The 11,674-nt window shown below is 73.8% G+C and carries 10 protein-coding genes; 6 read left to right on the plus strand and 4 right to left on the minus strand.

Translation table 11 applies throughout. From position 1 onward, the window contains the following. Positions 1 to 57: 57 nt before the first annotated feature. Positions 58 to 2,418, plus strand: coding sequence for a RelA/SpoT family protein (locus tag BUE41_RS24715; protein ID WP_073459755.1), 2,361 nt, complete (start codon positions 58 to 60; stop codon positions 2,416 to 2,418). A 54-nt stretch (positions 2,419 to 2,472) separates the two neighbouring features. On the opposite strand, the gene BUE41_RS24720 is transcribed toward BUE41_RS24715, so the two are convergent. Then, the gene (locus tag BUE41_RS24720; RefSeq protein WP_073459717.1) at positions 2,473 to 3,279 is read right to left on the minus strand and encodes a peptidylprolyl isomerase; all 807 of its coding nucleotides are present in this window, start codon (positions 3,277 to 3,279) and stop codon (positions 2,473 to 2,475) included. An 82-nt stretch (positions 3,280 to 3,361) separates the two neighbouring features. On the opposite strand from BUE41_RS24720, the gene BUE41_RS24725 reads away from it, so the two are divergent. Genes BUE41_RS24725 through BUE41_RS24735 form a run of 3 tightly spaced genes read left to right on the plus strand, consistent with a single transcriptional unit; the run spans position 3,362 to position 5,922 of the window. Beyond that, positions 3,362 to 4,084, plus strand: a complete 723-nt coding sequence (locus tag BUE41_RS24725; protein ID WP_073459718.1) for an MBL fold metallo-hydrolase — start codon at positions 3,362 to 3,364, stop codon at positions 4,082 to 4,084. Next, positions 4,081 to 5,370 (plus strand): histidine--tRNA ligase, encoded by a 1,290-nt coding sequence (gene hisS, locus BUE41_RS24730; RefSeq protein WP_073459719.1) that lies wholly within the window; start codon positions 4,081 to 4,083, stop codon positions 5,368 to 5,370. Before BUE41_RS24725 ends, hisS begins: the two co-directional genes overlap by 4 nt. A gap of 30 nt (positions 5,371 to 5,400) precedes the next feature. Continuing rightward, the gene (locus tag BUE41_RS24735) at positions 5,401 to 5,922 is read left to right on the plus strand and encodes a class I SAM-dependent methyltransferase (protein WP_073459720.1); all 522 of its coding nucleotides are present in this window, start codon (positions 5,401 to 5,403) and stop codon (positions 5,920 to 5,922) included. Here BUE41_RS24735 and BUE41_RS24740 read toward each other — a convergent pair. After that, positions 5,911 to 7,074 carry a YibE/F family protein gene (locus tag BUE41_RS24740; protein ID WP_084755777.1) on the minus strand — a complete coding sequence of 388 codons (1,164 nt, stop codon included), beginning with the start codon at positions 7,072 to 7,074 and terminating at the stop codon, positions 5,911 to 5,913. The genes BUE41_RS24735 and BUE41_RS24740 overlap by 12 nt on opposite strands. Before the next feature lie 557 nt (positions 7,075 to 7,631). On the opposite strand from BUE41_RS24740, the gene BUE41_RS24745 reads away from it, so the two are divergent. Then, positions 7,632 to 9,662, plus strand: coding sequence for an intein-containing Rv2578c family radical SAM protein (locus BUE41_RS24745; protein ID WP_268794546.1), 2,031 nt, complete (start codon positions 7,632 to 7,634; stop codon positions 9,660 to 9,662). A gap of 91 nt (positions 9,663 to 9,753) precedes the next feature. Continuing rightward, on the plus strand, positions 9,754 to 10,944 hold the full coding sequence (locus BUE41_RS24750) for a hypothetical protein (protein ID WP_073459721.1): 1,191 nt from the start codon (positions 9,754 to 9,756) through the stop codon (positions 10,942 to 10,944). Between the two features lie 47 nt (positions 10,945 to 10,991). Here the strand turns inward: BUE41_RS24750 and BUE41_RS24755 are convergent, their stop codons facing one another. Together BUE41_RS24755 and BUE41_RS24760 are read right to left on the minus strand one after the other, a co-directional pair. Continuing rightward, positions 10,992 to 11,255, minus strand: a complete 264-nt coding sequence (locus BUE41_RS24755) for a hypothetical protein (RefSeq protein WP_073459722.1) — start codon at positions 11,253 to 11,255, stop codon at positions 10,992 to 10,994. A 74-nt stretch (positions 11,256 to 11,329) separates the two neighbouring features. Next, positions 11,330 to 11,632 (minus strand): hypothetical protein, encoded by a 303-nt coding sequence (locus tag BUE41_RS24760; protein ID WP_143172336.1) that lies wholly within the window; start codon positions 11,630 to 11,632, stop codon positions 11,330 to 11,332. Positions 11,633 to 11,674 lie beyond the last annotated feature (42 nt).

Raw genomic sequence — 11,674 nt, forward strand, 5'->3', positions numbered from 1 at the left:
TGCCCTCGCGCCCCTGGCCGGGCGGACTATCCTGGGTGACGTGAGGGTGGCATGCCGATGACCGGGGTTCCCCACACCGGTGCGCCCGTGTCCGACACGGACGACCAGTCCCTGAGCCCGGCTCCGCAGGCCCGCCCCTCCGCGACGCGGCGTGTCCGGGCGCGGATCGCCCGCCGGATGACCCCGCAGCGCGTCGCCGCGGTTGCGCCCGAGCTGGAGCCGCTGGCGACCGTGCACCGGTCGATGCACCCGAAGGCTGATCTGGCCTTCCTGCAGCGCGCCTACGACGTGGCCGCCGAGAAGCACGCCGGGCAGAAGCGCAAGTCCGGCGATCCCTACATCACCCACCCGCTCGCCGTGGCCACGATCCTGGCCGAGCTGGGCATGGACACCACCACGCTCGTCGCGGCGCTGCTGCACGACACGGTGGAGGACACCGGTTACCCGCTCGCGGCGCTGCGCGCCGAGTTCGGCGACGAGGTCGCGCACCTGGTCGACGGCGTCACGAAGCTGGACAAGGTCGAGTTCGGCCAGGCCGCGGAGGCCGAGACGATCCGCAAGATGATCGTCGCGATGGCCCGTGACCCCCGGGTGCTGGTCATCAAGCTGGCCGACCGGCTGCACAACATGCGCACCATGCGCTTCCTGCCGCCGGAGAAGCAGGCGAAGAAGGCGCGCGAGACGCTCGAGGTGATGGCCCCGCTGGCGCACCGCCTCGGGATGGCGACGATCAAGTGGGAGCTGGAGGACCGCTCGTTCGCGATCCTGCACCCGAAGAAGTACTCCGAGATCATGCGCCTGGTGGCCACCCGGGCGCCGTCCCGCGACACCTACCTCAAGCAGGTCATCGACGAGCTCACCCAGCAGCTCGACTCCGCGCGGATCAACGCGAAGGTCGAGGGGCGCCCCAAGCACTACTACTCGATCTACCGCAAGATGATCGTCAAGGGGCGCGACTTCGACGACATCCACGACCTGGTCGGCGTCCGCGTGCTGGTCGACGAGGTGCGCGACTGCTACGCGGCCATGGGCATGGTGCACGCGCTGTGGCAGCCGATGCCGGGCCGGTTCAAGGACTACATCGCCCAGCCCCGCTACGGCGTCTACCAGTCGCTGCACACCACCGTCATCGGGCCGGACGGGAAACCGCTCGAGGTGCAGATCCGCACCCACGAGATGCACCGCACGGCCGAGTACGGCATCGCGGCGCACTGGCGGTACAAGGAGCTGCGCGGCAACAACGGACCGTCCACCGGAACCGTCGAGATCGACGAGATGTCGTGGATGCGCCAGCTGCTCGACTGGCAGCGCGAGGCCGCGAACCCGTCGGACTTCCTCGACTCGCTGCGGTTCGACCTCGCCGCGCCGCAGATCTTCGTGTTCACGCCGAAGGGTGACGTCGTCACGCTCCCGGCCGGCTCCACCCCCGTGGACTTCGCGTACGCGGTGCACACCGAGGTGGGGCACCGCTGCATCGGCAGCCGGGTCAACGGCAAGCTCGTCGCGCTGGAGCGCAAGCTCGAGTCCGGCGACGTCGTCGAGATCTTCACGTCGAAGGCCCCCGACGCCGGGCCGAGCCGGGACTGGCTGTCGTTCGTCGCGTCGCCCCGGGCGAAGACGAAGATCCGCCAGTGGTTCGCGAAGGAGCGGCGCGAGGAGGCCATCGAGGCCGGCAAGGAGGCCATCGCCAAGGAGGCGCGGCGCACATCGATGCCGCTGCAGCGGCTGGTCTCCGCCGACGCGGTCGCCGCGCTGGCCCGCGAGCTGCGCTACCCGGACGTGTCCGGGCTGTACGCCGCCGTGGGGGAGGGGCACGTGTCTGCGCGGCACGTCGTGCAGCGGCTGGTCGCGCTGCTCGGCGGCGAGGAGGAGGTCGAGGAGGACCTCGCCGAGCGCTCCACCCCGTCCACGGTGCGGCAGCGCCGGGCGGCGCCGGACTCCGGCGTCGTGGTGGACGCCGACGGCTCGGTCAACAACGGCCAGAGCTCGATGGCGGACGTGTACACCAAGCTGGCGCGCTGCTGCACGCCTGTGCCCGGGGACGAGATCCTCGGGTTCGTCACCCGCGGCGGAGTGATCAGCGTGCACCGCACCGACTGCACCAACGCGGCCGACCTGAAGAAGCGCGAGGAGCGCCTGGTCGACGTGCGCTGGTCGGTGTCGCCGGGTTCGGTGTTCCTGGTCGGCATCCAGGTGGAGGCCCTCGACCGACACCGCCTGCTCTCCGACATCACGAAGGTGCTCGCCGACGAGAAGGTCAACATCCTCTCGGCGTCGGTCACCACCTCGCGGGACCGGGTCGCGGTCTCCCGGTTCTCCTTCGAGATGGGCGACCCGAAGCACCTCGGGCACGTGCTGCAGGCGGTGCGGAACGTCGAGGGCGTCTACGACGTCTACCGGATCACCAGCGCGAGCTGAGCGGCACCCTGGCCTCGGTCCGCAGCCTCGGTCCGACAGCCTCGGTCCGCAGCCTCAGATCAGGCTGACCTTCTCGATCGTCACCTGCGTGGTGGGCCGGCCGTCGCCCGGTCCGTTGCTGCCGTCGTCGCCCGCCGCGGCGATCTTGTCCAGCGTGGCGAGGCCGGCCTCGTCGACCGTGCCGAAGACCGTGTAGTCCGGCGGCAGCGGCGAGTCCTCGTAGACCAGGAAGAACTGGCTGCCGCCCGAGTTCGGGGCGGCCGTCTTCGCCATCGCGAGGGTGCCGCGCGGGTACGTGGCGGTGCCGGCGGTCGGGCCGGGCGGCAGGTGCGTCGGCGGCTCGTCGTTGATCGTGTATCCCGGGCCGCCGGTGCCCTGCCCGGTCGGGTCGCCGCACTGCAGCACCTTGATGCCCTCGGTGGTGAGCCGGTGGCACGGGGTGTCGTCGAAGTAGCCGACCTGGGTCAGGTTGATGAAGCTCTCGACCGCGCACGGGCCGGTCGAGCGGTCGAGGGTGAGGCCGATCGGGCCGGCCGAGGTCTGCATCTGGACGGCCTGGGTGCCGGTGGTCGCCACCTGCCCGCTCACCGGGACGGGCGCGGGCTTCGCCGGGGCCTCCCCGTCCGGGGTGAACGTGCAGTTGCCCAGCGCGGCCGTGGTCGTGTCGCCGGTGGTGCCGGGATCCTCCTGGCCGGACGGGAGCGTCGTCAGGATGACGACGGCGATGACCACCACCACGACGACGGCTGCAGAGGTGATCGCAGCGATCCGCTTGCGTCTGCGGGCCCGCTCGATCCGTCGCTGCCGTTGCCGCTCGAGCTTGCGCTTCGCCGCTTCACGACGCATCTGGTTGGTGGCCACGGGCCCGGAGGATAGCGATCGAGCCGAGCAGGCCCGGGCACCGGGCCGAGGCCTGCGAGCCCGCGCAGCCTAGGCTGGACAGGTGCTCGTGGCCGGATTCCCCGCAGGTTCGTTCCGGACGAACTGCTACGTCGTCGCACCCGCCGCCGGTGGGCCGTGCGTCGTGGTGGATCCCGGCCAGCACGCCGTCGACCCGCTCGAGGAGACCCTGGCCCGCCACCGGCTCACCCCGGTGGCCGTGCTGCTGACCCACGGGCACCTCGACCACACGTTCAGCGTCGCCCCGGTCTGCGACGGCCACGACATCCCGGCCTGGATCCATCCCGGCGACCGGGAGCTGCTCGCCGATCCGGCCAAGGGCATGTCCCGCCAGGCGACAGCCGTCTTCGGCGGCCGGATCGTGTTCCGCGAGCCGGCGGACGTGCGCGAGCTGACCGACGGTGCCGAGCTCGATCTCGCCGGGCTCTCCGTGCGGGTCGAGCACGCACCCGGGCACACCCCGGGTTCGGTGGTGTTCTCCAGCGCCACCGAGGACGGTGTCGAGATCGTCTTCGCCGGTGACACCCTGTTCGCCGGCTCGATCGGCCGCACCGACCTGCCCGGTGGTGACATGGCGGCCATGCGCGGGTCGCTGCGCAAGGTGTTCCTGTCGCGCCGCGACGACACCGTCGTGCTGCCCGGGCACGGTGCCGCCACCACGGTCGGGCGGGAACGCGCGGCCAACCCCTATCTGCAGGACCTGCACGAGGACGACGTGCCTACCGACGCGCCCGCCGTGCAGCTGGATCGGAGGATCGGACTGTGACCGGCCGTGACAGTGGCGCCCCGGGCGCCGGACGGTTCGCCGCCCCCAAGGGCGTGCTGGAGTACGTGCCGCCGGAGTCGATCGCCTTCGAGCACGTGATGCGCACGCTGATCGCCGCGGCCGACCGGGCCGGCTACGCCCTGATCGAGCTGCCGGTGTTCGAGGACACCCAGCTGTTCGCCCGCGGGGTGGGGGAGTCCACCGACGTCGTCACGAAGGAGATGTACACCTTCACCGACCGCGGCGACCGCTCCGTGACGCTGCGGCCGGAGGGCACCGCCGGTGTCGTGCGCGCGGTCATCGAGCACGGCCTGGACAAGGCCGGGCTGCCGGTGAAGGTGCGCTACGCCGGGCCGCTGTTCCGCTACGAGCGGCCGCAGGCGGGCCGGTACCGGCAGTTCTACACGGTCGGCGCGGAGGCGATCGGCGTGGACGACCCGGCGCTGGACGCCGAGGTCATCGCGATGGCCGACGAGGGGTTCCGCGCGCTCGGCCTGCGCGACTACACACTGGAGATCAACTCGCTGGGCGACGCGGAGTGCCGCCCGGCCTACCGTGAGCTGCTGCAGGACTTCCTGCGCAAGCTGCCGCTGGACGAGGCCACTCAGGAGCGGGTCGCGGTCAACCCGCTGCGGGTGCTCGACGACAAGCGGCCCGAGGTGCGCAGGATGGTCGCCGACGCACCGCTGCTGATCGACCACCTGTCCACCGCGGCCAAGGAGCACCACACCGCGGTCAAGCAGCACCTGGACGATCTCGGCATCCGCTACGTGGAGAACCCGCGCCTGGTCCGCGGGCTGGACTACTACACGAAGACGACGTTCGAGTTCGTGCACCCGGGTCTCGGTGCGCAGTCGGCGATCGGCGGCGGCGGCCACTACGACGGGCTGATGTCCCTGCTCGGCGGTGCCGACCTCGCCGGGATCGGCTACGGGATCGGGGTGGACCGGGTGCTGCTGGCATGCCGCGCCGAGGGCGTCGAGCCGTGGTCGACGGCCCGCGTCGAGGTGTTCGGCGTGCCGCTGGGCGACGGTGCCCGGCGCAAGCTGGTGCAGCTCGCGGCCGCGCTGCGGAAGGCCGGGGTGCGCGTCGACATGGCGTACGGGGGCCGCAGCATGAAGGCCGGTATGAAGGCGGCGGACCGCTCCGGCGCCCGCTACGCGCTGGTCCTCGGCGACCGCGACCTGGACGCCGGCACCGTCGGGCTCAAGGACCTCAGTTCGGGCGACCAGGACACCGTCGCGCTGGACTCCGTCGTCGACGAGATCGTCAACCGGCTGGCCTGACACCGGTCGCCCGCGGCTATCGTCGCCCACGTGCGCAGCGACGCCGAACGCTGGAACGCCCGCCACGCCGCCGCGGACGACGCCGGGCCGCACCCGCCGGACCTGCTGCGCGGTCGCGAGCACCTGCTCCCGCCCGGTGGCCGGGCCCTCGACGTCGCCTGCGGCCGCGGAGCCGTCGCGCGCTGGCTGGCGGCCCGCGGCTTCGAGGTCGACGCGGTGGACGTGTCCGCCGTCGGCCTGGCTGCCGCGGCGGCCCCCGGCGTGCGCACGATCGAGCACGATCTCGACGACGGCCTCCCGCCGCGGTGCACCGGCCCCTACGACGTGGTCGTGTGCCAGCGGTTCCGCGATCCGCGCCTGTACCCGCAGCTCACGGCGGTGCTCGCCCCGGGCGGTCTGCTGGTCGTGACCGTGCTGTCCGAGGTCGGCGTCGGCCCCGGCCCGTTCCGCGCGCCCGCGGGGGAGCTGAGGGCCGCGTTCTCCGGGTTGGAGATCCTGGTCGACGTGGACGGCGGCGGGGAGGCCGGCCTGGTGGCCCGCTCAGCGGGCTGACGGGCGCCCCACCACCAGCGCGGCGATCCCGGTCGTGATCGGCACCGACGCGACCAGCCCGATGCTGCCGACCAGCGTGCGCACGATCTCCGTCGCCACGTCCTGCTGCGTCGCGATGACCTCCAGCGGCTGGCCGGAGAGCGTGAACAGCAGCATCAGCGGCAGCGACGCACCCGCGTAGGCCAGCACGAGCGTGTTCACCGCCGAGGCGACGTGGTCTCGGCCGATCCGCATCGCGGCGGCGAACAGCCGGCGCGTCCCCATGGCGGGGTCGACCGCGTGCAGCTCCCACACCGCGCTGGTCTGGGTCACCGTGACGTCGTCGAGCACGCCCAGCGCGCCGATCACCACCCCGGCCAGCAGCAGCCCCCGCGCGTCCACCCCGGTGCCGAGCGAGGCGATGAGGGTGGTGGTCTGATCGTCGAGCCCGGTCAACCGGGCCGCGGCGGAGAACGCCGCACCCAGCCCGCCGATCAGCGCGAGCGAGAGCAGCGTGCCGAGCACCGCCGTCGACGTGCGCGCGGAGAACCCGTGCGTCAGGTACAGGACCAGGAACATGATCAGGCCCGACCCGACGATCGCTACGGACAACGGATCCCGCCCGGCGAGGATCGCCGGCAGCACGAACGCCAGCAGCACCACGAAGCTCAGCCCCAGCGCTACCAGCGCGGCGAGCCCCCGCCACCGGCCGAGCAGCAGCACGGCCACCGCGAACAGCGCGGCCAGCCACCACAGCGGCTCCGAGCGCTGGAAGTCCGCGATGCGGTACGAACCCGGGTTGTTCGGGTCCGCCCCCGACCAGCCCAGCACCACCTCGTCGCCGACCGCGAACCGCGGCGTGCCCGGTTCGATCGGTACAACCAGCAGGAGGTCCTGACCGGGCACCGGCCCGTCCGCGGTGCGGACCGTGATCCCCGCGCAGGCACCGTCGCCGGACCCCGCCACGCAGTCCGAAGCGGTCGCGGCGACCACCGTGGCCCGCACCGGCTCCTCGGCGCCGACGGGCTCGCTGTGCCCGGCACCGCCCGGCCACAGCAGCACCACACCGATCAGCGTGGCCAGTGCGCACGGCACCAGGAGCGCCGCGATCGCGAGCCGGACCCGCCGCCCGGCCGGCGCGGCCGGTGCGTGGCCGTGCCCGTGACCGTGCACCCCACCGCGGTGACGATCGGGGGCGGGCGCGGCAACCGCCCGCCTACGCCCGCGCGGTGGGCCCCCGGCGACGCGCCGCCGGTCTCCGGTGGCCGCCGCGCCGGGGTCCGGGTGTTCGGCGGGGACTCCCGCGGGCGTCCGCCGGCGCGACCGCGGAGCCGCGCCGCCGTCCGTCCGTCGCGTCGCGCGCGTTGTCGGCGGGCCCGGGTAGAACTCCGGTGACGACTCCGCATCCGGGCGTTCGTCCGCGCGGAGGTGGCGGCCACCACCGGTCGCGGGCGGCGGCTCGTGCAGCGCTCGACGCGGAGGCTGGTGCGGCGGCCGGGCCGTCCCGCGGCCCGGTTCCGGCCGGGCGGCGTGCCGAGGGGTCGACGAAGGCCCGTCCGGGCCCGGGTGGGGCCGGGACGACCGTTGCGGATCCGGCCCGTCCACGGGCACATCCTGTCAACCGGTCGAGGAGGCCGGGTCGGGCGGAGGGGGCCACCGGAGCCGCGGGGTCGCCGGCCGGCATCGGGTTCCCGCTTGCACTCTGCTCGAACGTGTGTTCGACTACACCTATGCGGTGGAGCGGCCAGCAAGTTCTCGACGACGGCGTGGGTGACATGCCCGCGCTCCCCGGCCTGCGCGGGCTCCTGCGCACGGTGCGGCCCCCGGAGTTCGCCGGCATCACCTTCCACGAGGTCGAGGCGCGCTCGGCGCTCAACCGCGTGCCGGGCACCTCCCGGATGCCGTTCACCTGGACGGTGAACCCGTACCGGGGCTGCTCGCACGCGTGCGTGTACTGCCTGGCCGGGGCCACACGCGTCCTGCTCGCCGACGGTGGTGTGCGGCCCATCGCCGAGCTGCGCGTGGGCGACGTCGTGCTCGGCACGGAGCCGGATCCCGCGCGGCCCGGGGCCCGGCGGTACGTCCCGACCCCGGTGCTCGCTCACTGGGCGACCCGCAGGCCGGCCCACACCGTGCGGCTCGCCGACGGCACCGCACTCGTGACGAGCGGGGAGCACCGGTTCCTCACCGACCGTGGCTGGCGGCACGTCGCGCCCGGCTGGTGCCGGTCGGGGCGGCGCCCCCACCTGCGCGCCGGCAGCCGCCTCCTCGGTCTCGGCTGGCTCGTCGCCGACCTCGTCTCCGGGCGCGGTGGAGGAGCGCACCCGGCCGCCTACCGGCGCGGGTACCTCTGCGGGCTCGTCCGCTCCGATGGGCCGGCCGTGTTCCCGTCCGAGCGGCTGGCGCTGGAGGCGCTCGGCCGCGCGCACCACTACACGGCCGTCGCGGAGGCCGCGCCCACTCGGCCGGTGGTCGCCGGGGTCGAGGCCGGTCGCATGGTGCTGGTCGCCCCGGCCCGCCGGGCGCAACGGCCGGACCCCGAGGGGATCGCGCGCTGGCCGCTGGATCCCGACGACGACTGGTGCGCCGGGTTCCTCGCCGGCTGCGTCGATGCCCGCGGCAGCGTGTCCGGCGGCGAGCTGCGGATCGAGCACGAGGACGAGGAGGTCCTCGGCCGGGTCGCCGGCGCGCTGCACCGGCTCGGCTTCGGCTTCGTCGTCGAGCTCGCGGGCCGGTCCCGAGCGGTGCGCCTCGCCGGCGGGGTCCCGGAGCTCATGCGGCTGGTCCACTGCGTCGACCCGGCGGTCGGCGCCCGGCGGCGGCTCGCCGGCGCACCGGTCGAGGGCGGGCCGGAGCTCGACGTGGTCGAGATCCGGGCCACCGGCCGCGAGATGACGATGTACGACATCACCACGGGCACGGGCGACTTCGTGGCCGAGGGGGTGATCAGCCACAACTGCTTCGCCCGCAACTCGCACACCTACCTCGACCTCGATGCCGGTGCCGACTTCGACACCCAGATCGTCGTGAAGACGAACGTCGCCAGGGTGCTGGAGAAGGAGCTGCGGTCCCCGCGCTGGCGACGTGAGCAGGTCGCGCTCGGCACCAACACCGACCCGTACCAGCGGGCGGAGGGCCGCTACCGGCTCATGCCGGGGATCATCCGGGCGCTGGCGCGGTCGGGCACCCCGTTCTCGATCCTCACCAAGGGCACCGTGCTCCAGCGTGATCTCCCGGACCTGGTGGCGGCTTCCGCCGACGTGCCCGTCGGCCTCGGGGTGTCGGTCGCGCTGCTCGACCGGGCCCTTCAGGAGAGCCTCGAACCCGGGGCTCCGTCCCCGGCCGCGCGGCTGGACCTGGTCCGCCGCATCACCGACGCCGGGTTCGACTGCGGGGTCATGGTGGCACCGGTGCTGCCGCTGCTCACGGACTCGGAGGAGGCGCTCGACGCGGTGCTCGGCCGGATCGCAGCGGCCGGCGCCAGCGGGGCCACGGTGCTCGCCCTGCACCTGCGTCCGGGAACTCGGGAATGGTTCCTGCGCTGGCTGGAACAGGAGCACGCCGAACTGGTCGAGCCGTACGCGCACCTGTACCGCCGCGGCGCGTACGTCGATCCCGACTACCGGCGGATGCTGGCCGCGCGGGTCGCGCCGCTGTTGCGCCGGCACGGCCTGGACCGGCGAAAACAGGTTCGCGAGCTGCGCCCGCCCGAGCAGCTCGTACCCACCGTCGTCGCCGGGGAGCAGCTGAGCCTGCTCTGAGTGCGCGCCGCGGGCGGGCCCACCCGAGTGGGCGGCTGCGCGGGTGGGAGCCACCCCGTGCTCGGGACACGTTCACGGTAGGGTCGGCCCGATGGCTCGCGACCTCGCCGGGTTTCCGCGGCCCGTGCTGGCGGCACTGGCAGCGGGTGAACGGCTTCTCACCCGCCGCGCTGGCGCCAAGGTGGTGCTGGCTGATCCGGAGGACCTCGGGGGCAGCGACCGTTCGGTCGTCGCGAGGGCGCGGGTCGCGCGCAACCCCTTCTCGCTGCCGCGCACCCTCGTGGTGAAGCACTACCTCGGCGATCCGGACCCGAACCGGCCCGATCCGTTCCACTACGAGGTCGCCAGCTGCCAGCTGTTCACGGCGCTGCCGGCGGACGCCCGGCCGAGCCCGGTGCTCATCGCGTACGACCAGCAGGCGCGGCTGCTCGTGCTGGAGGACCTCGGCCGCAGCTCCACCCTCGCGGACAAGCTGTTCGGCCCGGACCCGGACTCGGCGAAGCGGTGCCTGCTCTCGTGGGCGCGGGCGCTGGGCCGGATGCAGGCCGCCACCGCCGGGCGGGAGAACGACTTCGGGGCGCTGCTGCGCCGGCTCGGGGAGCGGGCCTGGCGTGACCCGGTGGCCGAGGACGCCCGGGTCGCGCTCGCCGAGCTGCCGAAGGTGCTGGCGCAGGATCTGGGCGTCACGGTGCCGGCCGAGGCGGTGGCCGAGGCGCGGGAGACGGTGCGGCTGCTCGGCAGCACCCGCTACCGGGCCTTCAGCCCCGCCGACACCTGCCCGGACAACAACCTGGTCACCAGCCGGGGTGTGCGGTTCGTCGACTTCGAGTGGGGGTGCTTCCGCGACGTGGCGCTGGACGCGGCCTACTTCCGGGTGCCCTTCCCGGGATGTGAGGCGTCGTTCGCGCTGCCCGACGGGATGGCCGAGGCGATGCTCGAGGCGTGGCGGAGCGAGATCGCCCCGGTGTGGCCCGAACTCGACGACCCGGAGCACCTGGAGGAGCGGTTGCTCGATGCGCAGCTGCTGTGGGTGTGGCTCTGCACCTGGTGGCTGCTGCCCCGGATCCGTGTGCGGGACGTGACTGTGGGCGCCGACGCCACCCGCTCGCCGCGGATCAGCACGGCGCTCTCGCACTACTGGAGGCAGGTCGCGCGGATGGCCACCGACGTGCGCCCGGCCTCGGCCGAGCTCGGCACGGCGGTGGCCGACGCGCTCGGCCGCCGCTACCCGGACACCCCGGGCACCTTGCCGGTCTTCCCGGCGTTCCGCTCCCTGGCGTGATCCCGGGCGTACCCCTCCGCCCGCCCGGGGCCGTGCACATCGCCGGCTCAGGCGGCCGGACGCAGCGCGGTGGGCGCGACCGGCGCCGTCGGGCTGGCCACGGCGAGCAGCGCCTCGATGCGCCACAGCTGGGCGCGGGTGCAGGTCGGGCAGATCCAGGTGATGCTGCCGTCGACCTCGTGCTGGCTGCTCCACTCGAGTCCGGCCACGTCGGCCGGGGTGCGGAGGCGGGCGCAGAGCGGGCAGCGGCCAGCGTCCGCCGTGGTGCCGCAGGGTGCTTCAGGAGGTGCGGGGTGCGCGGTGTCGTCCATGCCGTGACAGCGTGGCCGGCGCGCATTGCAGGGCTGTGAACGGCGCGCGAAGACTGCGCTGCGTCGACGTCCGACTACCGGCGGTCGAACTGCGCGCGACCGGTGCGCGGGCGTCGCACGACGGGCTGTGTCCGGTGACGCGGTGCAGATCGGTGAGCGGCACGGACGGTGCTCGAGCAGCCGGTGTTGGGTCGCTGCACCTGGCGGGCGAGATCGCCGCGGGTCGGGTCGGCGCCGAGCGCGACCGGGGTGGGGATCGTGGTGAGGAAGAGGCCGACGGCTTCCTCGACACCGTCGAGATCGGCGGGCCAGCCGGCGACGACCATGCCGAAGACGACGGTGTCCTGGCCGTGACTGCGTTCAGCACCACGCCCCACGCGGCCTGCACCAGGCCGCTCAGGGTCGCGTCCGCCCGCTGG

Origin of the sequence: Pseudonocardia thermophila, from assembly GCF_900142365.1 — a bacterium.
Taxonomy (GTDB): Bacteria; Actinomycetota; Actinomycetes; order Mycobacteriales; family Pseudonocardiaceae; genus Pseudonocardia; species Pseudonocardia thermophila.

What these genes read in the sequence shown, in the direction of transcription:
- BUE41_RS24750 (WP_073459721.1), top strand. Translation starts at nt 9,754, where the DNA reads ATGGCTCGCGACCTCGCCGGGTTTCCGCGGCCCGTGCTGGCGGCACTG.
- BUE41_RS24755 (WP_073459722.1), bottom strand. Translation starts at nt 11,255, where the DNA reads ATGGACGACACCGCGCACCCCGCACCTCCTGAAGCACCCTGCGGCACC.
- BUE41_RS24715 (WP_073459755.1), top strand. Translation starts at nt 58, where the DNA reads ATGACCGGGGTTCCCCACACCGGTGCGCCCGTGTCCGACACGGACGAC.
- BUE41_RS24745 (WP_268794546.1), top strand. Translation starts at nt 7,632, where the DNA reads ATGCGGTGGAGCGGCCAGCAAGTTCTCGACGACGGCGTGGGTGACATG.